Consider the following 20,402-nt stretch of genomic DNA (forward strand, 5'->3'; position numbering starts at 1 on the left):
CTAAAGTTACCCAAGATATCTAACGCGGAGGCACACCGAATTTCACACGAAAGTCCGACCCCTTGCCGACCGTCGAATGGACAACAAGGCGCGCCCGGTGGCGTGTCAGTATGTGCTTGACGATCGCCAGCCCCAGACCGGTTCCCTTCCTGGACCGGCTGGCTTCGACATTGACCCGGTAAAACCGCTCGGTCAGGCGCGGCACGTGCTCCGGCGGGATTCCCGGACCGTTGTCGCTGACGCTGACTTCCACGCCCTCATTGCGGGTCTTGTCCTGCGGTATCACGCTGACCTCGACCCGGCCGCCGCTCTGACCGTATTTGCAGGCGTTCTCGATCAGGTTCTCAAAAACCTGGACCAGTTCGTCGCGGTCGCCCTTGACAATGACGGGCTCATCCGGAGCGCTGATCTCGATGTCGACGCCCAGTTCCTCGGCCAGCGGCTTGAGCGAATCCGATATGTGATTGACCAGCGGCACGAGGTCGACATTGTCGGTCGGCATCACATGGGCCTTGAGTTCCAGGCGCGACAGGGACAGGAGATCGTCGACCAGCCGGGTCATGCGGCTTGCCTGCTCGTGCATGATGTCGAGGAAGCGCTTGCGGGCCTCCGGGTCTTCCCGGGCGGGGCCGCGCATCGTTTCGATAAAGCCGAAGAGCGAGGCGAGCGGCGTGCGCAACTCGTGGCTAGCATTGGCGATAAAGTCCGACCGCATGCGGTCCATGCGGCGCGATTCGCTCTGGTCGCGAAAGGTCAGCATGTACAGCTCACTGCCGCCCTTCATGCCGGCAATGCCGGTCATGGGCGCCACGCGCACGCGAAACCAGCGCTCCGACGGCACCTTCTCGACATGCTCGATCGAGGCAGCCCGGCCCGTTTCGATCGCCTTGCGGACCATGTCGAGAATCGCCGGGGAACGCAGCAGGGAGGACAGATGCGCGCCATCCTGCATGGCGCCGAATTGCTGAACGGCCGCGGCATTGAGAAATCTGAGCACGCTGCCCGGCGCCAGGATGATCGCCGGATCGTCCATCGCTTCGCAGGTGTTGAAGACGATCCTCTCGAGCGGCACGCGCCTGTCCTTACGAAGCATCCTTTCCTGGCGGCGGGCCGAACGGGACTGCACCGGCAGCCCGGCGGCCGCAAAAACCAGCGCCAGCCCCGACAGGGCATGCCACAAGGGCACCTCGCGCGACAGCGACGCCAGCAGCGACAACACGGCCGCAACGACAAGGATGTAACGCGCATCGTAGAGACGCTGAACAACTCTATGGGTAAGTTCCTGCATGCCTTCCAATACGCCTTGCGCCCCGGATGCCGCTGCACCTACCGCGCCCTCGCCAAACCGGCAACCCTGTTGACCACCCCGGTCAGGACCGCCGGATGACGGATCGATGAACGCACATGGTGGAAAATCAGTTTCCGGCCCGGCAGCTGTTGCGGGTATAACAGGCCGAAAGCAAACGGGAAATGACATGATGAGCAAGAAGCAGGCGGACCGTTCGGTCGAGCTGGAGATAAACGGCCGAAAACGCCGCTTTGATATTGACGACCCGGACCTGCCGGACTGGGTCGATAAAAGGGCGTTCGGTTCGGAGAACTACCCTTATGAGGAAAAGCTCGACCGCGACGACTATGAAAAACAGATCAGGGTACTGCAGATCGAGCTGGTCAAGGTCCAGGCCTGGCAACAGGAAACGGGGGGGCGCGTCATCATCGTGTTCGAGGGCCGGGACGCGGCCGGCAAGGGCGGGTCGATCGCGGCGACCCGGGCCTATATGAATCCGCGCATGGCGCGCATCGTCGCGCTGCCGAAACCGACGGAACGCGAGCGCGGCCAGTGGTACTATCAGCGTTATGTGGACCATTTCCCGACATCGGGCGAAATGGTGCTGTTCGACCGGTCCTGGTACAACCGCGCCGGTGTCGAGCCGGTCATGGGTTTTTGCACCCCGCGGCAGCACGCACGATTCCTCGCCGAAACGCCGGATTTCGAACACATGCCGGTGCGCGAGGGCATCCACCTGTTCAAGTTCTGGCTCAACATAGGCCAGGAAATGCAGCTCAAGCGATTTCACGACCGGCGGCACAACCCGCTGAAGGTCTGGAAGCTGTCCCCGATGGATATTGCCAGCCTGGAGAAATGGGGCGACTACACGCAAAAGCGCAATCTGATGCTGGAGCACACCCACAGCAACCATGCGCCCTGGACCGTCGTGCGCGCCAATGACAAGCGGCGGGCGCGCCTCAACCTGATCCGCCATCTCCTGAGCGGGCTTCCCTACAGCGGGAAGAACCCGGATGCGATCGGCCGGATCGACGAACGGATCCTCGGCTCAGGCCCCGGCTTCCTGGTGGATTGAAGCAAGCGACGCGCGGCGCAACTCAGTTTTGCGGCTGAACGCGGATGGCGAACACGTCGACGCCATTGCCGGCGCCGGTGATATCGCTGTTGAGCGCCAGATAGCCGGCCTCGCCGGTTGCCGGAACCTTGCTCAGGTCAATGCTGAACACCACGTCGCCGATCTCATAGGTGACATCGAAGCGGTGGCGCCCGCAGTCATTGTCGGCGGCAAGCAGGCATTTGACATAAATCTGCGTCGGCGTGTCGGTGGTAGAGCGCAATGTGACGGCGACGAGGGACTTGCGCCCGGCAAGGCTCCGCATGACGGCAGCCGGCAGTTCGAAAAGCACTTCGGCGTCGGCGCCGCCGTCGGGCGATACGATCTGGAGAGCGGGACCCGCACCGGTCTCGACCAATGTCGCACGGGCGCTGCCCCGGCGCCCCACGCCCCCGGGATCCTGCGGCGAGAAGACCTGTGTCCAATCGCCGGAGAAAGCCCCGTTCGCAGGCGGATTTCCGACAAAATCACCGCCGTCGATCTTTGCCGGCGGATTCGGCACGCCCGTGCCGCGCTCCTGCTGGCTGATGAAAATGCCGCTATAGACCGACCACAGGATGCCGATGCCGACAAAGGCAATGGCCAGCGAAATCACCAGAATGAGGGAAAAGACCGGTATGCGGCGCTTGCCCTGACGGCCGCGCCGTCGCGAGGCGGGTTCGGCTCCAAGCAGATCGGCATCCGCCCTGATGCTTTTTTTGCGGCGGCGCGGCTCGCGTTTTTCCGCAACCGGCGCCGGAATGTCGCCGGGCTCGATCCGTTCGGCCCCTGGCGCATCCTTCGCCGGCTGGCGCGGCCTGCTCCTGCGCTCCTGGCGCGGCTCGCGCCGGGCGGGTTTCGGCGCTTCCGCGGCGGCGTATTGGGCTTCTATTTCGGCAATCAGCTCTTCAAGCTGGCGGCTCTGGTCCGAGGCGGCCTCGCCGCCCCATGTCCCCTGCTTCGCCTGACTGTTCATCAATGCCTCGCGTGCGGACTGATAGACGCGCTCGCGTAATTTCGGGTTGCCGCCGTCGACCGACTGCAGCGCCTTGCGGATCGCCGTTTCGAATGTCTTCACACGCAACTCCAGTCAACCGGCCGATCGCCGCTGTTCCCGCCTTTCGGGCGGCGGCGCGCGCGACAGGCTGCGATCCTGTCCCCCCGGAATCTCTCTTAACAGCTCGGAGTGCGTTTACAAACCCGGCCCGCCGACCGGTCTGGGGAAACGCGTTCCGGGTCCGTGCATACGCAATCCCGCGGCGCATCGATTTTCACTTTTCAGCCGGATCGCGGTCTGCTACCTCATTCTTACGTTTGCGTAAACGTCAATTAACAGGATCATGCTTCATGGCGCTTCCCGCTGTACTGAAAGACCACCTCCGCCTGCCGGTGATCGGCGCACCGCTCTTCATCATCTCGCATCCGCCGCTGGTTCTTGAACAGTGCAAGGCGGGGATTGTCGGCGCCTTTCCCGCGCTCAATGCGAGGCCCGAAGAGCAGCTCGACGCGTGGCTCGCCGAAATCACAGAAGAGCTGGGCAGCTACAACGCCAAAAATCCTGACCGTCCGGCGGCACCCTTCGCCGTCAATCAGATCGTCCACCGTTCGAACTCGCGCCTCGAGCACGATCTGAAGATGTGCGAGAAATACAAGGTTCCGATCGTCATTTCCTCCCTGGGCGCGGTGCCGGAGGTCAATCAGGCGATCCATGCCTATGGCGGCATCGTCCTGCACGATATCATCAACAACCGGCACGCCCGCTCCGCCATCAGCAAGGGCGCCGACGGCCTGATCGCTGTGGCGGCGGGCGCCGGCGGCCATGCCGGACCGCTCTCGCCCTTTGCGCTGGTGCAGGAAATCCGCGAATGGTTCGACGGGCCGGTCGCCCTGTCCGGCGCGATCGCCAATGGCGGCGCCATCCTGGCGGCCGAGGCCATGGGCGCGGACCTTGCCTATATCGGAACGCCGTTCATCGCGACGGATGAAGCGCGCGCCGTGGACGATTACAAGCGGATGATCGTCGACAGCGCCGCCGCCGATATCGTCTATTCGAACTTTTTCACCGGTATTCACGGAAACTACCTCAAGCCCTCCATCGCCAAGGCGGGCATGGATCCGGAAAACCTGCCCGAGGCCGATCCCTCGAAGATGAATTTCGACGAGAAGCAGACCGGCGCCAAGGCGTGGAAGGATATCTGGGGCTCCGGACAGGGCATCGGCGCGGTGAAATCCGTGCGTCCCGTGGCCGACTATGTCGATCAGCTTGCCGAGGAATACCATGCGGCGCGCAAGCGGCTGTCATTGCCGGCCTCCGCCTAAGCGCTGCGCGCGAGCACGCCGCCTTGAAAATGGCGGGGGCCGAGAAAATTCGCCGCCGGACGGCTTGAATTGTCCGCCGATTGCAGGTAATCGCCCTGCATCCTGGTTTGCCGCACACGGCACGGGCTGCTGTAGCTCAGTTGGTAGAGCACGTCATTCGTAATGATGGGGTCGGGGGTTCGAGTCCCTTCAGCAGCACCATTTCTTTCAATGGGTTAGAAGCAATCCGCACGTAAATGATGTGTTTCAGTTGGAATTTGGGACACGTTTCGGGACACAAGTGCACTTCTTTTGACGATGACAGAGACGATTGATCGTTACGTTGTTGAGCGTCTAACCATCAGCGAACGCCAATAATTCATTGGCTAACTGTGTCAATTGTTCCGATGACAGTTCTATTCGAAAACATTCGTCACACTGCTCGACGAACTGAAACTTGCCCCCTTCGGTTGGGTAGATCGCAAAAATTCTCTCTTCGGCCATTTGGTCCAAAACACTACCTCGCAAAAATCCGGGTTCGGTGCCGATTGTCATAGTTTCGGTCCTTTCATCCAAAGCTGTCGCTATGACTGTTTTAAGCAGCGTCAAAGAGCCGGCGCCAGAAACTCAATCCAATAATAACCGTCCGGATCCGCTGGCCCGATAATTCCAGCTTGCGTCTGAGACGTGTCGTGCTCAATCTCGCCATTCCGGCAAATTACCACGTGGTTCACGCCTGTGCGGCTTTTTCCCACCAAGAGATATCGAGCATCGGGATTCATTTGACCGACGCCTTCAATGATCTCGTGCACATCGGATTCGCCTGGATATAGGAACATGAAGCGACGCAAGCCGTAGTTTGTCATCAGCCATTCGTCCACTTTATCGAATGCCTTCTCGATATCTTCCCTCGGGGCATCTTTGTTCGACAGATCAGGCAGGTGCGGAACATCGTCCCGATCCAGATCTAAGAGGCAAGCTAGAACAGTCCGGAAGCAGTCTCCGTAGATACCCTTCTCAGGCTGATGCCGGTATTTCTGCGTGTGGTATCTCATGCGATCGACTCACCAAAGGTCTTCTGAATAGAGCTGCGGTGGATAGTTCAGGCGATCAATCTGCCGCGCTTCGAGGGCGATCCCAGCCGCCTCTCTTCTGCCGACGAATCGGCCAGTGCTTGTCAGGAAGCCTTGCTCATCCAATGCAACAATCCTGTCTTCGGTCAGCTTGCTCAGATACGCTTTGTCGAAAGCATGGATGAGCGTGTGGTGTCGCGCAGGCCTCGGTGCGCTGATTATGAGCCCGTCGATACACAAAGCCGCGGATACGATCGTCTCGGTCATCAAAAATCTATTCGTTGTCAGCAGATTGAACCGTCATTTCGTCGACGGGCTCAGTGACAGTCACTCGAACTTCGGCGCCGATGGCGCCGGCAAGCATGTTCTCGACTGCCGCGACATCGATGTGTGGAGGTTCCTGGGCGTTTTCGTCGACCACAATGCGAGCCGTCAACTGTGGGCGGGCGAACAGTGTTCTCGGCAGCTCCACCACACAGTGCATGGCGCGCTCATCAACCGCGATTGCGGGATTGTTCTTGAACGTCCGCGGGAGCCCACCGTGTTTGCTGAACCGGAGCCAGAAGCTGTATTTTATCGTTTGCGACATTTTCGATCCTCCGTATCTATTTCAATTGAATCCGGATCGGGCGCGCGGAAAGCCAGTTCCGTTCCTACCGGGAGACAAACCACATCACCTTGTTTCGTGATCACGATGACTGGACTGGTGACCACGGCTTGCATCGGAACCATGGGTGCTTTGATTCTTGTCGTGACAGCGTCCATTGTCATCAATTCAGCTCTTCGATTTCTGGTTGGTTTCGCTGCGTCCATACTGGACGGTCCTCAGTCCGTCCGTCCGCACACTTCACAGCGTTGGTGCTCTTCGAGTTCGAAGTATACGTCCTTGCAGAAAACGCAGCCCCGGCTCTCGCTGTCCCCAAGGGCTTCGCGAGCAGTCTTTCCACCGTCTTCTATGAGCCAATTTTCCGGCGACCAAGTTGGATCAGCCGGTGCAATTCCACCGGGGCCACTATCGCCAGGGTGACCATCCCATCCATCCGCATAGAACTTCAGCGCTTTCCTCAGTCGCTCTATTTCATTGGCGGCCTTCCGCAAGTCTGGTCCGTATGCATATGTACACGCAACCTTGTCGGCAGCGAGTGCTCGCAACTGTGTGGGGCTGTCTGGGTTTTCCAAATCTGGTGACATCTCTTCTGTCATGATTGGGTTTCCTTGAGGGCGGCGCTCAGAATGTTGTCGAGCCCCCTGTAGGGTCCGAATTTACTGTTCCATTTTTCAACAGCCTGTAACGCCTCACGCAGCCGCTCTATCTCTGCGTCCTTGGTCTTTATGATTGCCTCAGCCGCGTTGTTAGCTGTGCACCAATAGGACGCATCAGATCTCTGTTTTTCGATCTCTGCATCCTGCTCCTTAACCAGTGCTTCTATGGCGTGAAAGGTTTCAGGAGAGCAACGGGCGATGTGGGCAATATTTGCAAGCTGATAGCGGTCAATTTCTTCCTTGCCTGGAAAGCCTTGTGGTGCCGGCGTAATGTTGCAAATGATCGTACCTGTTTGGGCCGCCACTGGTGCACCCATTGTTGAGCTAATGGCGGTAGTGCCAACCCACGGCCCTGGCGTTACACCGTCCAGCCCTTCCATGATCCCGTTGAGTGCTTTGCGGCCTTCGTGATCAGTCATAGGTCCGACTCCGCCGTAGTGCTGCGCCCGTATTCGAACCCGTCGTTGAAAATGTCTTTCACATCGACAGGCTCCAATGCTTCCATCAGCCTTTCACGATAGTGCTGCTCTGCTGCTTCTTTGGCGGCTTCAAGAGATATGGCTTCGCCTTCGTCGACAATCCAATAACCGTCCTTTTGTTCGATATGCCAGTGAGATTTGGTTGCGAAGTATTCACCTACCGGCGTGCAAGCAGCGACGCATCCATTCGCGCGTTCTTCCCACTCAAGCGGCTTCATTCGGTACAGTTGGTCAGTCATCTCGGCAACTTTCTCCGGCTTCCGAAGTTGACGACGAGCTTCTGAAGTTCAGCGCAGCGATTGCGATCTGAATGGCTTCAGTCAATCCAGTTTCGTAGTCGTCCAGATCCTCCGGAGTTGCCCCGCCAGCGCGTGTGTATCGTCCGCAATCAGCAATCTCATTGAGAGCATTTTCCAGTGTTGTCAGAGCGGCTTCCTGTTCTTCGATACGATCGGCTGCCTCGTGCTGAATTGGCGGCGCTTCAAATTGCCTCCAACCAAACTCAGGTTTGCCATTGGGCAAATGCGGACCAATGGCGTAGTTGCCTCGCAAACGATCACAAAGGCTGTCCGGATTGTGTTTTGGCTCAGTCACCTCAATATCTCCCATCCGCTTCTGAAGCCGTGATCAACTCGTAATCCCATGCAGGATTCCAAGGCGGCAGGTTTTCCATGGCATAAGCGGCGGCCGGCCCCAGTTCGTCCTGCAGAAACCGGTCCACAACCGGTTTGACATGTGCGTGCCATCTCCTGTTCAACCAGGCCTGACTGTCCTGTTCGATTGTCTGCCCGCTGCTGTTTTCTTGAACTCGGGCGGCGTTGCGGCTTGCTAGGATCGGATGGTCAGCGCCGGCATCACGGATATTGAACAGATTGCCGGTATTGAGGATTTTTCTTTCATCACCAACCATTGTGTAGAGCGCCAGTGCAGCCACCTGATCCATGGCCGGAGAATCTGCCAGGAAAACACAGAGGTCAGCGAGAACGACGCCCTGTTTGTCGGCAATCTCGACTTTCACATTTCCATGGCCGGGGGCGTGCAGTGAGCGGCCACGGCTACACACGAAGTCGAACTCCCTGCCCGTTATCGTGATCCTGTCGCCTTCAAAAAATGCTTTGGCGGTTTCTTCACCCGTAACGTCTCTCAAAAGTTCATAGGATTTGGCGACAACCTTCCGCCGGGCTTTCCGCTGCCGTTTCGTGATCGGCTGGAGCGATTTTGTCGCTCTACGAAATTCCAGCTCTCTCTTTCGGTTGTCCTCGTCGATCAGCTGGTTGATGGTTTTGCAGGCCGCATCAAATTCCTTACGTCGGATCTTCACAGCACGTTCGATGAGCGCGCGCCATCTGTTGCAGTATTTCAGGATCACCGGATCCCGGCGGGCAGACCGCTGGATGCGTTTCCTGCTGCACGCCTTCCGCAGGCCTTTTTTTCCGACATGGCCGGCCTTCCGGACAGCGGTGATGACGTTGTGCGAAATCATGCCCTCGATCTCACGCAGCTGGTATGTGCTGCTGCGCAATCCAGTGATCGTCGCTGCATTGGCGACCGGGCGCGGAGCGATTTCATGCCATGCCAGATAGTCGGCCATTATTTCAGCGGTGAGTTCGGCCAGCGGCAAACGCTGACGGCGGTCCATCCATCCGTTCACGTCTTCGTGGATGTGCATGAAGTAGAAATGCGCATCAGCCGTGATGTCGAGCAGTTCCACCGCGCCGTCGAAGACATATTGAACGTCGGGAGCCGCCACCATTCTATCCGCCTTTCAAAGGCCGAGTGGCGACCGTGTTGCTTCTCGCAACCTCTTTCGCGGTCTCAGCACGGTGTGTCGTTTCGATCGGACCAGATGACGAAGACGCGGTAACTGCGTTCGACGTGATGAGATCTGCAAAATCGGCATCCGACACGACGACGGCATTGAATTTTGACAGGTCGGTTCGTTTGGTCACCTTTGTCCGTTTTGCAGGAATGATTCCTCCGAGCCGCGGTTGGACAACGAAGAAGGACATGCCCTCGTCCATCTTTTTTTGGATCGTCGCGATCATGCGTTCTTCGCTGTCCTCGTCCCATGCAAGCGTAACGTCGCCACCGGGGCACATGAGACGCATGGAGCCGATATGACGATCCGCGGTAGTGGGAGTGTCATTTTCCGTGTATCGCGCTGGTTGGGGCTTATTGACCGCTGGCGTCTGCATTGACGTAGTCCTTGTTGTCGATGTTGCGGAGAACTTGGCGGTCGTACATGTGCCAATCGTAATCAAAGAGGTAATTGTGGGAGTTGCCCTTGAGATTGTATCGGTGCCTTGAGACCGAATACTTGACGAAGGTCCGCACACCCGGCTTCACAACAGGGTTCACCCGATGAACGACGGTTTCATCCAGTCGGAGCAGGGTCTTGTCCGGATAGCAGAGGGTGTTTTCAGGCCTTGCCTGTGCCTTGAATGCCCTCAGTGAGCCAAAATCTTCGTCGGGCACGTTTTCAAATGACTGAATGCAAAACTCGGTCGGATTGCGGTCGGACCAGATGTAGTTGAGATCACCGTTGCTTCCCCATCCGTCAACGTGCCAACCAGGTCTGTTCCCGGGCGCTCCGGGTTCGACGAAAAGCGTTTTTGCAGTGAGGTAGACGTAGTGTTTCTCAAGATCGAGAATTGCGGACGCATCTTCCGCCATAAAATCGGTCATCTGGTGGAAACGTCTCAGACGCGGTGGAATCTGAAAACTGGAATGCGGCATTTTGATCGGGAGATAGAGATAGAACATCATCTCGTCGATCACCGGGTCAAAATGGGTCGGAACTGCTGGTGCATTGCCGTATTTCATGAAGAGGCTCCTACTCGCCTTCGTGTTCGATCATGAGTTTGGTGAAATCGTCTTCCGGGCCGGAGAGGAACATCCAATAGTGTTGAGCCACGGCCTCAACGATCATCTGGTCATCGCAGTTGAATGCCTTTGAGGCATCTCGAACGCTGACTTCGCCGTCTTGCATCGATGCCCACACCTGAACGGCTCTGCCAAACAAACCGACGCCTGGCCGGCCCGAGCCGTCGCCATCGACATGGTCGTCATAGGACAGGCCAACGTTCCAAGTTTCAGGGTCTTTGCCGAAATACTCGCTCATGATGCGCCGTCCTCCCATTTTGCGACCTGGCAACACGTGATGCCTTCCGAACGCCACATCTCGACTACACGTGTGCGATCTTCAAAAACGAGTTCGGGAACAATTGTGTGTTCGTGCCAAGTCTGTTTCAGCCATGCCTTCTTGAGCTTCACATCGGTGCTGTGGTCGCCGGCCGGCCGCATCCGGGTGAGGACGTGCTTCCAGATTCCGTGCCGACCCAGCCATGCCTCTGTCTTGTCGCGAACCTGGTCGGATCGCCCCGTCCATATCTCCACCCGATAACCAATCCTCATGAAGATGCAGAGCGTCTTGATAATCGGCCAGTTCGGGTGATCGTCTTCGCAGGCATCGTAGAAGGCATCCCAGTCCGGGTTTTCGCTCTTGATGAGAGGGAGCCTGTGATCGATGTTGCAAAGCGTCCCGTCGAGGTCGAAGACTGCGTACATCAGGCGACCTCCGGGACCTGGAGGAGGATTTCACAATCGCGCAGCAGTCCGTTCCAGCCGCAATGCCGGCATCGGCATGACGTGTTCGTGTCCCAAGGAGCCACCCGGATTGCGTCGTCTGAAACCTCAACGCCAGTAGGGACAATCAGGCCCGAGGTTTCAATGACAACGTCGATCTCCAGACCATCATCCTTTTGGCAATCCGGGCATCGAACATTGTGCTCCGATACCACGCTGATTTCAGCGTCTTTGCTCATCGGTCTTTCCTCCTGCATGTCGGGCATTCGTGGCACCAGTTGTCATCTTCGTCTTTGAAGAAGCGCCAGTGCTCATCCTTTGCGTCCTGAATCATTTCACCGAACTCGTCGCTGAAGTAGACGCGCGGGAGCGTGCGCGGGCAGGTGTCGCAGCAAAGCTCCATCTGGTTGTCGAGACGCTCAATACTCATCGCCAAGCTCCGGAGGATCGGGGTACGTTTTCATTCCCCACCATGTCTCCATGCAGCGATCGCAGAACCGCGCCGCGAAGCCTTGTTCACTGGTTAGGATCAGCGGCACAGAGTTTTCGGGTATGCCTGCACTGCAGTAGGAACAGAGTGCCGACGGTGGTGAATCCGGCCTACTCCAACAGATGCGATTCCAGTCGAAACCGCGTTTTGGTTCCAAGGCGTTCGTCATGCGGTTCTCCGCTGCCAGATGCCCCTCTCAACGCGCTCATACTCACCGCGTTGCAAAGCTTGCCGGAGCTTTGCGCGCCAGTGTTGCTTTCCATGCGTCTTGGGATGGTTGCGGAAGGCTCGGTAGATGTCGGCCAAAGACACCGGGCCGTCGCGATGACTGAACCATTGTGCCAGCGCTTGAGACCAGGTCTTCGATAAGGCACCGATTACCATCGTGGTGGGAAGGCGAAGCGGGACAAAAGCGCCATCGATCGGAGCCGCAGCCAGAACATCTCGATCTTCATCACCGTAGGCGATCAAAACCGATGGCGCACCACAGTTGGCTTTCGCTCGCCTCCCATCGGTGTGGTGGAAATGAAGCCGTCCATGGAGAAAAAGCAATCCGCTCGCAAAATCCCAAACAAATCTACGAAAGTGTTCGGTTTCGGTGCGTGCAAAGATCAACGAAATTCCGCGTCCGTGTTCGACCATGCGACCCAAAAACAGCGATATGACCGTTACCGTGTAAGGGGGATTGAGCCACACCCTGCCAAACCAGGGCATCAACAAACCGTTCTGACGCGGTGTGTAGTGATTTCTCGCAGTTGCCCACGGCCGGATCGCGGGGCTGCAGGGGTCCAAATCGAAGCTTTCGGGTCCACCGACGGCCTCGATAATGGCTGGAGGAGTGAACCAAGTCTCGGTCTTGGGCTTGGCACTCTGATGGCTTCCCATACCCGCAAAGAGGTTTGCCTGCTCAGTCATCCGGTGATTCCCTGTTGTCCCCATTTTGTATCATAGGAACCGTTTTGGTTACACCATATTCGTCATAATCACCGGGTTGTTCCAGCGATTTTCGGCATGGCGGTATCCACATAGGCGGCTTCGGCTCCCATGCGTCTATCCAAAGCATCCAGCAATAGGCCGTCGCGGTTGAGGGTTTTTGCCAGCGTTTCTTTTCCTCGTTCCAGTACAATTTCTCCGGGTCGCGCACACAGCCCTTCGACAGGATGACCCGCTCGGCAAAATGAGCGATGACAGTCGGGGGCGTTACACTGAACAGTTCCCGATACCTGGATTCACCTTCGGCAAAATTGGTTCTGACAAAGGCACCAACAACAGTGGGGCCTAACCCCAAAGCGCGTTGGACGAACTGCGATGCAAGTTTGAAGGGTGGATTGAAAATGATCGCATCGTATTCCCCTATCGTTTCAGACACGTTCGGAAACAAAAAGTCCCAGACCAGCTCCTGCCCTTCCCACCCGTAATCTTCCACATCAGTGCTGTAGACACGGGCAAAATAGTCGTTCAGCGGCCTTGCCATATATCCGCGGTTACAGCAGGGTTCCCAACACGCGAGCCGGCCCATAACAAGTGGGTCCGCCTCACCAAGCAATGGCTTGAGCACATGTTCGAACACGGCTCGCGTCGCCCAGGGCGGAGTCGGGAAATCTTCCAAGGAATCATGCGGTTCATGTCGACTAGCCATGACGGCCCGGTCACCCCTGGTTTGGGTCAAAGCGGTTGCCCTTTCTTATGTTCTCAATGCCGGGAATGATCTGGAGATTCCAAGGAACATGAAGTCCACAGTACCGCTCGTGCCGAAGCGGGTGTATGTGGTCAACGTGCCAGTCACCGGGCAAGGCAGCGGCGATTTGGTAGATCAGTTTAATCAATCTCCAGTGCCGCTCACTCAACGTATCTGGTGTCGCACGCTTGATCCAGGATTTCCGTCGAGCCGTGATTTCGTTGACTTTTCCTTTGTTGAGACGGCGCCATTTCTTTGCGTTGCGTTTGTACCGCGCAGGGTTTTTGCGATACCGTTTTCGATCTTCAGCCTGACGTTTCCGTAGGTGTCGTTTTCGACAACGATTATTTTTCTCGCGCTGAGCTTCAATCGTTCGAGCGTAATAAGCTCGATCCTTGAATCTCTGCTTTTCCGGATTTTCAGCTCTTCTGCGAGCCGCGCGCTCGTTTTCGCAGGCGCGACAATCTCGGTTTGAGACGTTTCTTTTTGCCCTATGCCCTTTTGGGCATGGCTGTCCTGTGAAATACCATTTCTGTCCAATTGCGATCGCCTCGTCTCGCAAAACTATAGGAAACGGTTCTGACCACTGAGTCATAACGTCGTGTGAGCTATTCTGCGGCATCCGACGCCTCGCCCATCTTATATCCGGCGATCAGTACATAGCCGATGCCGGCCGCGTACTCCGCATCTTTACCCGATAAGCCCAATCTGGTCGGAGTAATGACCCTCCACAAGCCTAAAACCTCACCCATAGCGAATAACTGAAACGCCATGCCTTGATCGCCAAGATCGGCGCCAACGTCGATGTAAGAAGGACCAGACTTCAAGGAATCATTCGGCCACTCTTCCAAGATTGCGATGAGCGCCTGCCGGTGCTTCTTGGCTTCCGTCACATTGACTCCGACGACCAGGATATCGAGGTCAATCGCCATGAGATCAGGTCGTTCATCAACGTGGGGCATCGCATTGATTTCGGTGACCTGTAGACCTGCGGTCTCTCGCTGCTCTACCACGGAGCTCTTTCGGAGGGGGACCGTGCATGTCTCAAGGATTTGATGCAGTTTGCCGATGCTGAATTCGGTCATGTGTGGCTCCATTTACACAGTTGCCATGATGTCGATTGTCCCGTCCTTTGCGTTTATCGCGAGCAGGATTCCGGGCGGGTAACGGTTCAGTGCCTTCGGGTCGCGGACGATAAGGAAGCCCTCTTCGAGCCCAACAACGGCCAGGTGGCTCATTGCCCCGCCCTTCTGGACAATCACACCTGCCGCGCCCTTGACGGCTTCGTAGTATTTCGGGCCGGCGTTTGGGATGACGGCGACCTTGTCGTTTGGAACCCTGTCGCTCGGTTTCGGGTGAACCGTTTCACCGACGGCGTGAGGCTTTCCCGAAACCAAAATGGTTACATCAAAGCCAAGACAGGTCTTCTGGACGTCGCGCATCAGATCAAAACACTGATCGCGAAACTCGGACGAGTCATATGCGTCAAGGTCGATGCCGGCGCCAACCATCCAATCCGTATGATAGGGGTCGTGTCCGAACATCTTCATTCCACGCGGACAAACAGGGTTCCATTCCGGCAAGAGGTCCTTTGCATGGGTGCGCCAAAGCGCCCAATAAACCAACGGCGCTCTGGGAATCGACACTGCACCAACGTCACCGCCAAAATCGTGCTCGATATAGTCGCCACCGGCTTGTTCGACGATGCGTTCGCGGTACGCCTCAATGCGCTCCTTCCGATCATTCGGATTTTGCACCAGTTCGTGCCTCGTCCGCACCCTCGACACGGCGCCTTTACTGAATCGTTTTTCAACCCGATGCAGGGCGTCCGTCGACTCATCGTTTGAAGGCTCCGCCGGATACCACTTGTCATGCCCTCGCTCTTCGAGACCGCGGACTGACATCAGGGCATCGACTGCTTCCTGTGCCGTCGACTTTCCCTTCCACCATAGGGGCGGCGGCATGACTTTTCTGAACAGCACCCCGCGCGGAAGTAGGGTTTCGCCCTCCGGTATCTGGAGATCCTTCGCCATGTCTTGAGCGCTGTCGGCGTAGTGTAATGGTCGTTCTGCACCGGTCATCTTGCAACCAAATTTGAACAGGTCGTTGCGACCGTAACTGGTTACCTGAGCGTACGGCTCCCACCAAACGCCGCCGTCATTCCAAAGATGCCCGAAGTGAAAATTGCATTCCTTGAGGTATTCCGATGCATCGGGGTCGGGTTCCAAAATGATTCCATCGTCGTCATCTGAACTCCCGATCAGGCGGGACTTGCCGGAGAGGATGTCGACGATCTGTTCGAGGGTAATGCCGCAGATTGAATCCTGCATTCCTGTCATAGCCTCGCGCCAAGCTCCCTCGAGGACGCGCTGGCGGAAGAAGTGGGTCAAGAACTCTCCATCGACTCTAAAATGCATGTTCATCGTTCTTCCTCACTCGACACGCTTGACATGAACATTGCCGTCATCATCAGCAACACAGGTGAATCTTCGTCCCAGACGTTTTCCGATGGAGCTGGCGGCATTCATTACGCGGTTTGCCTTTTTCATCGCGCCGGCTTCACGACCGGAGTGGCATTTGTTTTCACGCCATCCAGCATCTTCCATCGGAACGATGAAACCATCACCGATATCCAGGTCTTCGAAGGGTAGAGGCTTGTAACGTCTCGCATGTCCGCGCCCGAAGGCACGACCTTCTGGCGGCTGGATGTTTTTCACAATCTTGATTTCATCACTCATGGATTGCTCCATCACCTCGATGAATCTAGGCCGCTGTTGTCCTCGTCATTTGTCGAGGGTCCATTTGTTTCGATTTCGGTCCGCTCGATCTCACTTCCATTGTCATCGAAAGGCAGCGCCTCCGTTTTTGCTTGCACAGGCGGCATTTCGATCGGCTGCTGGCACGTGAGGCAAATACCAAGCCAGCCACTCAGTTTTCGAGCGGTTTTGTAGTTGGGTTCCTCGCCTTTTTCGATCCGATCTATGGTCGACTGAGAAAGACCCGTCTGTTCTGCCAATTCAGCTACAGAGATACGCTTGACCTGGCGGGCAATGATCAGGGTTTCGGAGATTGATGCCATCATTCTATCCTCGCTAAAATAGTTCGGGGTGATCGGACGACTTTTTGGTGCGAGCGGTTCTTGCTTCGCCGGTCATCCACTTGGCCGGGGCCGGTACAATCGACGGGTCGGCACGCTTCCACGCAAACAGGCCGAGCGAACCGACCGACGGTATGAAATCGACACGCCTGGGATTTTTCAGGATCAGGCCGCGCGGTCCGAAAAACCACGGGCTTTCATGCTCGCGAACGACACCGTCTATGTAGGCCGTGCCGATGATGCCGCCCCGCGCGAGTTCAGCCGGTGGCGGACAATCGACATCGATGTCGTGCATGGTGTGCCGCGCGTCATCATATTCATATTGCGTCATGCCCTTGGCCGCGTGGATCGCGATGTTGCCGGTATACATGCTTCCGTTTCTAAACATGTGCCGCACCGAATGCGGGCTTCGGTTCTCGATGTCCTTGCCCGCATGAATGATCGCCCATGCCCATGGTTGGCGGATCGATAGCGCGAGTTTGGGCAGTTCGTGTGTCATGAGGAAAGCGCCTCACGAACTTCAGCAAGAGCGATCTCCGGGTCTTCGATCCCGAAATCCTGGCGCATGCCTTCCTCGACCTGCGACCACGCGCCTGTCAATTTCAAATCGAACGAGTCTAAGAATGCGATCAGCACATTGGCCTGATCTTCGGTTAGCACTTTCATCGGATGCTCCTATTCTTCTTTCGGGCTGTCGCCTGTCGAGGGATACGCGCGCGCCCACTTGTCCAGTGCCAATTTGATGAACCAGTCTTGGCGCGGTTCGCGGCCGTCAATGAGCGCGCATACCAAAGCGGTGTCGACTGTAAGCCCCATGAAGGCGTTCGCTGTCACACTCAAAGCCTTGCTGACTGGCAAACCCCTGTCGACCAAACCGTCTTGCAGTTCGAAACCCGCATCGATGATTTGCGTGCGCATTTTGTTGAAGTATGCCCGCTGCTCGTCGTTCAACTCGATAACTGGCGGTGTCGCGTCCATTGCTGCCCGGATGTCGATTGTTTCAGTACCGGTCATGATGACTCTCCTAATGCAGCGCCCAGAATTTCCTCGAGACGCGCTTTTGCATTCTCAACGATGAATCGATGTTTGATCGGGGCGCTCCACCAATAGACGGTGATCGAAAACTGATTCCGGCCCTGCTTGATTTCTTCCTCGAAAAAATCGTCCCAATTATCGTCGATCAACGTCTTGATCCCGTGTGCCAGGGTTTCCCATTCATCGCCGAGATAGAAGCAGTTTGCGTTGTCGGGCCAATCGCCTTGCTTGACGAAGGTCTTGTCGGGATAGACCGTAAGGATGCGCTCACCGTATTGCTCATTCGCGCATAGCTCCACGACATCGCCGTCCTTGACCGCAATCTCGATAACTTCCTCGCCTTCGTTCGGATGATCGAGCACCCAACCATCCTCACGCTCGAAGATGAAGGCGTTTTTGTTTGCCATCGGCATGGGCGTGATTTCGTCGCACCATCGTTCCGGCACCCAGCGGCGGCCCTCTACATGCATCAGCTCAGTTCCTTTGCGGTTTTCGGAAACAGGTCGCTTGGCAACGCGCGGCAGATGTCTGGCGCAGTGATCCAGTATTTCGCGCCAGTCCGGTCGTTCTCGACACGAACCCTGTCCAGGTTCGGGTGATGGCGAAGCACCTTGCCGGTACAGGTGCGGCTACCGCGCATCCATCGGATCGGACCGCCGACAGGATACTCGTCTCGGAGAATGCGCTGCGTTAGGGCGACATTGAGCCGGCGGGCTTCCAGCGCGGCCACTAGCGTTCTCGACATTCCTGGACCTCCCGTAAGACTTCATCAGCGGATTTATTGGGCATCGGATCTTGCGGGGTGATATGGATCGGGATTTTTTCCCCATTCAGTTGTGCTTCCCGAATCGCAATCGTTTGTTCTGCCTGCTTCAGCTTGGCGTGTAACGACAAGGCGGCAAACAGTGTGTTGGCACTTTCCAGTCGGGCGGCCTCTATCTGTTTGTGAAGGTCATCGATTTCGTGGGCGACGGTGTCCGCGCCACTGTTCGTCAGACCAGCCTCATTGAGAAGAGCGAGTGCCAGGGCACCGGCCGCGGTCAAGCGCCACTCGATCCGGGAATCAATTTCACCGTAGCCGTCGAAGTTCCCCATCACCGGCTCGATCAATCCCTTCCTCTGCAGTGCACCGGGGGACGGGATGTGCTTGTCGCCGCCGACCATCAGCGACAAGGTCGCGATCTGGTTGCGAGTGAGCGCCATCTGAAACGCGCCACTGGTGACATAGTCTGAGAAACGGGCGTTCATTGCGTCTTCACCATCCTGTCGTAGAGGACGACGTTCACGGTCGCCGCAAGGTTCATGCAAAATCGGGTCGGGATCTGAACACGAAACGGACACCAACTGAGCGTTCGCTCTCCGAGCGTGCCGTCTTCGGGACCAAAGATGTAGAAAGCCGCGTGGGGATGTTTGAAATCCGGTAGGCATTCAGCGTCGTCAAGGAGATCAACAGCGATGGGAACGGCGCCGAACGGTATCACCGCCTTCAGGTCGTTGGTGCGAACCACAGGAATGTGTCGCCAAGCCTTTTGCGTGTCGGTGCAGGATTTGATCTTGGTCCTTGAGCCCTCCACCGCCACCATGGACGCTTCGTAGCAGCCGGCGGCACGAAGAACTGAGCCAACATTGACGGCGTTCTTTGGCCGCAGGAGACCGATTGAGGCAAATCCCCTACGCATCATACGGCCCTCCGCCTTCGGTCAGACCTGCATCGGATGCACGCTGCAAACCCTCTGCGATTTTCGATTGCGGAACGAGGAAACGGCCGTCATCTGCCTCAATGACGTAAAGCGTTTCCTTGTGGGTCGGTTCGCGCAGCATCAACGGTCGGGCTTCACCGTTCTGGTCTGCTATGGCGATATCAACGGAGACCCCAACCGGCACTACGGCGATGATCTTGGCAGTCGACGTGTCCTCTTCGCATTCGCGGTGGACAGTGAGATCATCGCCTGGCTGCAAAATCGCGTCTTTGGGAACTGGCGTCTCTCCGAAGCCGCCGTTCTTTACGATGAGGATGGGATTAGACATGAACAGCCTCCGGGAAACCGTCATGAATGCGGCCGTCGAGCATGCGGCCAGCTGCTTTCTTTCCGATGCGTTTCATGAAATGTGCGCGATGATCGATGTGTCCATGATCTTCGTCGCAATAGTAGCCGCACTCGTCGGTGCCATCGACGCTCCGGATAATCGGCTCTGGACCGCCACCAAGCCACTCGCCGTATTCATTCAGTTCCGACCGATTGACCGGATACCAATCGCCCCACTGTTTGAAGTGATAGGGAATGTCGTAGAACGCACACCAATCGCGCGTTTCGCGGTGCCAATCGGGATGGCTCGGCCGGGCGCCGGGGCCGCTTTCACCGCCTGATACCATCCAGTCGATGAATTCCCATGACCCCCAATCGACGGGACCAAGGGCGGGCTCATAGGAAACCCATGTCATCCAGCCGGCGCCCGACAGAGACCACATGTATGGCGCGCGTTCGTTGGCCCGCTTCTGATCTTCCACGGACACACCGAGCCAGATATTCCTGGCGGGCCATTGCGCATCATCGGGCATGTCATCCCAATGCATCATCGTGCCGGCGACCGAATTGATGCGGTCGCCGGGGTCCGTTTCGATATAGGCGAGCATGCGCTCCGGCCGTTTCGTCAGAACCTGGAAGATGTGCTGCGGGCACAGCGCCATGACGGCGAAAACCCTGTCGATCATGTCGTCCGTGACCCCCTCGGCGAACAGGTCGCCATGGGCGCAGACGAAGATCATACGCGGTCGCTTCCAGCGAACAGGCTGATCGAGCCATTGCTCGTTGAACCGGATTCCGCCGGTCCAGACCGGCCCGGCCTTGCTCGCCCGGGTCAGCCCCTTGCGCGACGGGTGGTTTTTCATCCGGGTGCCGGCGAGCCTCATGGCGTAGCAGTTGGTGCAGCCAGGCGAGACGACGGAGCACCCGGTGATTACGTTCCAAGTGGCGTCTGACCACTCAATTTTTGTACCGTCGGCCATGATGCTCTCCGATCTC

General features: G+C 57.2%; 33 protein-coding genes and 1 tRNA gene. 3 read left to right on the forward strand and 31 right to left on the reverse strand.

Going from position 1 to position 20,402, the window contains the following annotated elements:
• Positions 1-19 precede the first annotated feature (19 nt).
• Positions 20-1,288 (reverse strand): phosphate regulon sensor histidine kinase PhoR, encoded by a 1,269-nt coding sequence (gene phoR / locus AC5E6N_RS09745; RefSeq protein WP_491747638.1) that lies wholly within the window; start codon positions 1,286-1,288, stop codon positions 20-22.
• 187 nt (positions 1,289-1,475) lie between these two features.
• On the opposite strand from phoR, the gene ppk2 reads away from it, so the two are divergent.
• The gene (gene ppk2 / locus AC5E6N_RS09750) at positions 1,476-2,363 is read left to right on the forward strand and encodes a polyphosphate kinase 2 (protein WP_491747639.1); all 888 of its coding nucleotides are present in this window, start codon (positions 1,476-1,478) and stop codon (positions 2,361-2,363) included.
• A gap of 22 nt (positions 2,364-2,385) precedes the next feature.
• Here the strand turns inward: ppk2 and AC5E6N_RS09755 are convergent, their stop codons facing one another.
• Positions 2,386-3,459 carry a hypothetical protein gene (locus tag AC5E6N_RS09755; RefSeq protein WP_491747640.1) on the reverse strand — a complete coding sequence of 358 codons (1,074 nt, stop codon included), beginning with the start codon at positions 3,457-3,459 and terminating at the stop codon, positions 2,386-2,388.
• A gap of 269 nt (positions 3,460-3,728) precedes the next feature.
• Between AC5E6N_RS09755 and AC5E6N_RS09760 the strand changes: the two genes are divergently transcribed.
• Together AC5E6N_RS09760 and AC5E6N_RS09765 are read left to right on the forward strand one after the other, a co-directional pair.
• Entirely contained in the window at positions 3,729-4,700 is a 972-nt protein-coding gene (locus AC5E6N_RS09760) for an NAD(P)H-dependent flavin oxidoreductase (protein WP_491747641.1), read from the forward strand.
• A 125-nt stretch (positions 4,701-4,825) separates the two neighbouring features.
• A tRNA-Thr gene (locus AC5E6N_RS09765) sits at positions 4,826-4,901 on the forward strand.
• 383 nt (positions 4,902-5,284) lie between these two features.
• On the opposite strand, the gene AC5E6N_RS09770 is transcribed toward AC5E6N_RS09765, so the two are convergent.
• The 29 genes from AC5E6N_RS09770 to AC5E6N_RS09910 all read right to left on the reverse strand — a co-directional run.
• Positions 5,285-5,734 carry a hypothetical protein gene (locus AC5E6N_RS09770; protein ID WP_491747642.1) on the reverse strand — a complete coding sequence of 150 codons (450 nt, stop codon included), beginning with the start codon at positions 5,732-5,734 and terminating at the stop codon, positions 5,285-5,287.
• A gap of 9 nt (positions 5,735-5,743) precedes the next feature.
• Positions 5,744-6,019 carry a Y16D family protein gene (locus AC5E6N_RS09775; protein ID WP_491747643.1) on the reverse strand — a complete coding sequence of 92 codons (276 nt, stop codon included), beginning with the start codon at positions 6,017-6,019 and terminating at the stop codon, positions 5,744-5,746.
• 7 nt (positions 6,020-6,026) lie between these two features.
• Positions 6,027-6,341, reverse strand: a complete 315-nt coding sequence (locus AC5E6N_RS09780; protein WP_491747644.1) for a hypothetical protein — start codon at positions 6,339-6,341, stop codon at positions 6,027-6,029.
• 610 nt (positions 6,342-6,951) lie between these two features.
• On the reverse strand, positions 6,952-7,434 hold the full coding sequence (locus tag AC5E6N_RS09785; RefSeq protein ID WP_491747645.1) for a hypothetical protein: 483 nt from the start codon (positions 7,432-7,434) through the stop codon (positions 6,952-6,954).
• Positions 7,431-7,733, reverse strand: coding sequence for a hypothetical protein (locus AC5E6N_RS09790; RefSeq protein WP_491747646.1), 303 nt, complete (start codon positions 7,731-7,733; stop codon positions 7,431-7,433). Before AC5E6N_RS09790 ends, AC5E6N_RS09785 begins: the two co-directional genes overlap by 4 nt.
• A complete protein-coding gene (locus tag AC5E6N_RS09795; RefSeq protein WP_491747647.1) occupies positions 7,726-8,088 on the reverse strand; it encodes a hypothetical protein in 363 nt (120 codons plus the stop codon). Before AC5E6N_RS09795 ends, AC5E6N_RS09790 begins: the two co-directional genes overlap by 8 nt.
• 1 nt (position 8,089) lies before the next feature.
• The gene (locus AC5E6N_RS09800; protein WP_491747648.1) at positions 8,090-9,247 is read right to left on the reverse strand and encodes a hypothetical protein; all 1,158 of its coding nucleotides are present in this window, start codon (positions 9,245-9,247) and stop codon (positions 8,090-8,092) included.
• Position 9,248: 1 nt separating this feature from the next.
• Positions 9,249-9,689 carry a hypothetical protein gene (locus AC5E6N_RS09805; protein WP_491747649.1) on the reverse strand — a complete coding sequence of 147 codons (441 nt, stop codon included), beginning with the start codon at positions 9,687-9,689 and terminating at the stop codon, positions 9,249-9,251.
• Complete coding sequence (locus tag AC5E6N_RS09810; RefSeq protein WP_491747650.1) at positions 9,667-10,317, reverse strand: hypothetical protein; 651 nt, start codon at positions 10,315-10,317, stop codon at positions 9,667-9,669. The genes AC5E6N_RS09805 and AC5E6N_RS09810 overlap by 23 nt, the downstream gene beginning before the upstream one ends.
• Positions 10,318-10,327: 10 nt before the next feature.
• A complete protein-coding gene (locus AC5E6N_RS09815; protein ID WP_491747651.1) occupies positions 10,328-10,615 on the reverse strand; it encodes a hypothetical protein in 288 nt (95 codons plus the stop codon).
• Complete coding sequence (locus tag AC5E6N_RS09820; protein WP_491747652.1) at positions 10,612-11,061, reverse strand: phosphatase domain-containing protein; 450 nt, start codon at positions 11,059-11,061, stop codon at positions 10,612-10,614. Before AC5E6N_RS09820 ends, AC5E6N_RS09815 begins: the two co-directional genes overlap by 4 nt.
• Positions 11,061-11,318 carry a hypothetical protein gene (locus AC5E6N_RS09825; RefSeq protein WP_491747653.1) on the reverse strand — a complete coding sequence of 86 codons (258 nt, stop codon included), beginning with the start codon at positions 11,316-11,318 and terminating at the stop codon, positions 11,061-11,063. Before AC5E6N_RS09825 ends, AC5E6N_RS09820 begins: the two co-directional genes overlap by 1 nt.
• A complete protein-coding gene (locus AC5E6N_RS09830) occupies positions 11,315-11,509 on the reverse strand; it encodes a hypothetical protein (RefSeq protein WP_491747654.1) in 195 nt (64 codons plus the stop codon). Before AC5E6N_RS09830 ends, AC5E6N_RS09825 begins: the two co-directional genes overlap by 4 nt.
• Positions 11,510-11,734: 225 nt before the next feature.
• Complete coding sequence (locus tag AC5E6N_RS09835) at positions 11,735-12,484, reverse strand: DNA N-6-adenine-methyltransferase (RefSeq protein WP_491747655.1); 750 nt, start codon at positions 12,482-12,484, stop codon at positions 11,735-11,737.
• A complete protein-coding gene (locus AC5E6N_RS09840) occupies positions 12,477-13,043 on the reverse strand; it encodes a methyltransferase (protein ID WP_491747656.1) in 567 nt (188 codons plus the stop codon). Before AC5E6N_RS09840 ends, AC5E6N_RS09835 begins: the two co-directional genes overlap by 8 nt.
• Before the next feature lie 369 nt (positions 13,044-13,412).
• Positions 13,413-13,787, reverse strand: coding sequence for a hypothetical protein (locus AC5E6N_RS09845; protein WP_491747657.1), 375 nt, complete (start codon positions 13,785-13,787; stop codon positions 13,413-13,415).
• Positions 13,788-13,855: 68 nt separating this feature from the next.
• Positions 13,856-14,332 (reverse strand): hypothetical protein, encoded by a 477-nt coding sequence (locus tag AC5E6N_RS09850; RefSeq protein ID WP_491747658.1) that lies wholly within the window; start codon positions 14,330-14,332, stop codon positions 13,856-13,858.
• Between the two features lie 12 nt (positions 14,333-14,344).
• Entirely contained in the window at positions 14,345-15,670 is a 1,326-nt protein-coding gene (locus AC5E6N_RS09855) for a PEP-utilizing enzyme (RefSeq protein WP_491747659.1), read from the reverse strand.
• A 9-nt stretch (positions 15,671-15,679) separates the two neighbouring features.
• Positions 15,680-15,985, reverse strand: a complete 306-nt coding sequence (locus AC5E6N_RS09860; RefSeq protein WP_491747660.1) for a hypothetical protein — start codon at positions 15,983-15,985, stop codon at positions 15,680-15,682.
• Positions 15,986-15,996: 11 nt separating this feature from the next.
• A complete protein-coding gene (locus AC5E6N_RS09865) occupies positions 15,997-16,329 on the reverse strand; it encodes a helix-turn-helix domain-containing protein (RefSeq protein ID WP_491747661.1) in 333 nt (110 codons plus the stop codon).
• Between the two features lie 10 nt (positions 16,330-16,339).
• Positions 16,340-16,843 (reverse strand): ASCH domain-containing protein, encoded by a 504-nt coding sequence (locus tag AC5E6N_RS09870; protein ID WP_491747662.1) that lies wholly within the window; start codon positions 16,841-16,843, stop codon positions 16,340-16,342.
• Positions 16,840-17,010 (reverse strand): hypothetical protein, encoded by a 171-nt coding sequence (locus tag AC5E6N_RS09875; RefSeq protein WP_491747663.1) that lies wholly within the window; start codon positions 17,008-17,010, stop codon positions 16,840-16,842. The genes AC5E6N_RS09870 and AC5E6N_RS09875 overlap by 4 nt, the downstream gene beginning before the upstream one ends.
• 9 nt (positions 17,011-17,019) lie before the next feature.
• Positions 17,020-17,358, reverse strand: a complete 339-nt coding sequence (locus AC5E6N_RS09880; RefSeq protein ID WP_491747664.1) for a hypothetical protein — start codon at positions 17,356-17,358, stop codon at positions 17,020-17,022.
• Positions 17,355-17,792 (reverse strand): hypothetical protein, encoded by a 438-nt coding sequence (locus tag AC5E6N_RS09885; protein ID WP_491747665.1) that lies wholly within the window; start codon positions 17,790-17,792, stop codon positions 17,355-17,357. Before AC5E6N_RS09885 ends, AC5E6N_RS09880 begins: the two co-directional genes overlap by 4 nt.
• Before the next feature lie 56 nt (positions 17,793-17,848).
• Positions 17,849-18,124 (reverse strand): hypothetical protein, encoded by a 276-nt coding sequence (locus AC5E6N_RS09890; protein ID WP_491747666.1) that lies wholly within the window; start codon positions 18,122-18,124, stop codon positions 17,849-17,851.
• Positions 18,109-18,627 carry a hypothetical protein gene (locus AC5E6N_RS09895; RefSeq protein ID WP_491747667.1) on the reverse strand — a complete coding sequence of 173 codons (519 nt, stop codon included), beginning with the start codon at positions 18,625-18,627 and terminating at the stop codon, positions 18,109-18,111. Before AC5E6N_RS09895 ends, AC5E6N_RS09890 begins: the two co-directional genes overlap by 16 nt.
• A complete protein-coding gene (locus tag AC5E6N_RS09900; protein ID WP_491747668.1) occupies positions 18,624-19,061 on the reverse strand; it encodes an RNA methyltransferase in 438 nt (145 codons plus the stop codon). Before AC5E6N_RS09900 ends, AC5E6N_RS09895 begins: the two co-directional genes overlap by 4 nt.
• Entirely contained in the window at positions 19,051-19,407 is a 357-nt protein-coding gene (locus AC5E6N_RS09905) for a hypothetical protein (protein WP_491747669.1), read from the reverse strand. Before AC5E6N_RS09905 ends, AC5E6N_RS09900 begins: the two co-directional genes overlap by 11 nt.
• Positions 19,400-20,402, reverse strand: a 1,003-nt coding sequence (locus tag AC5E6N_RS09910) for a phage Gp37/Gp68 family protein (protein ID WP_491747670.1), incomplete at its 5' end; no start/stop codon positions are given. The genes AC5E6N_RS09905 and AC5E6N_RS09910, both read right to left, overlap by 8 nt.

Source organism: Hoeflea sp. (assembly GCF_984452065.1).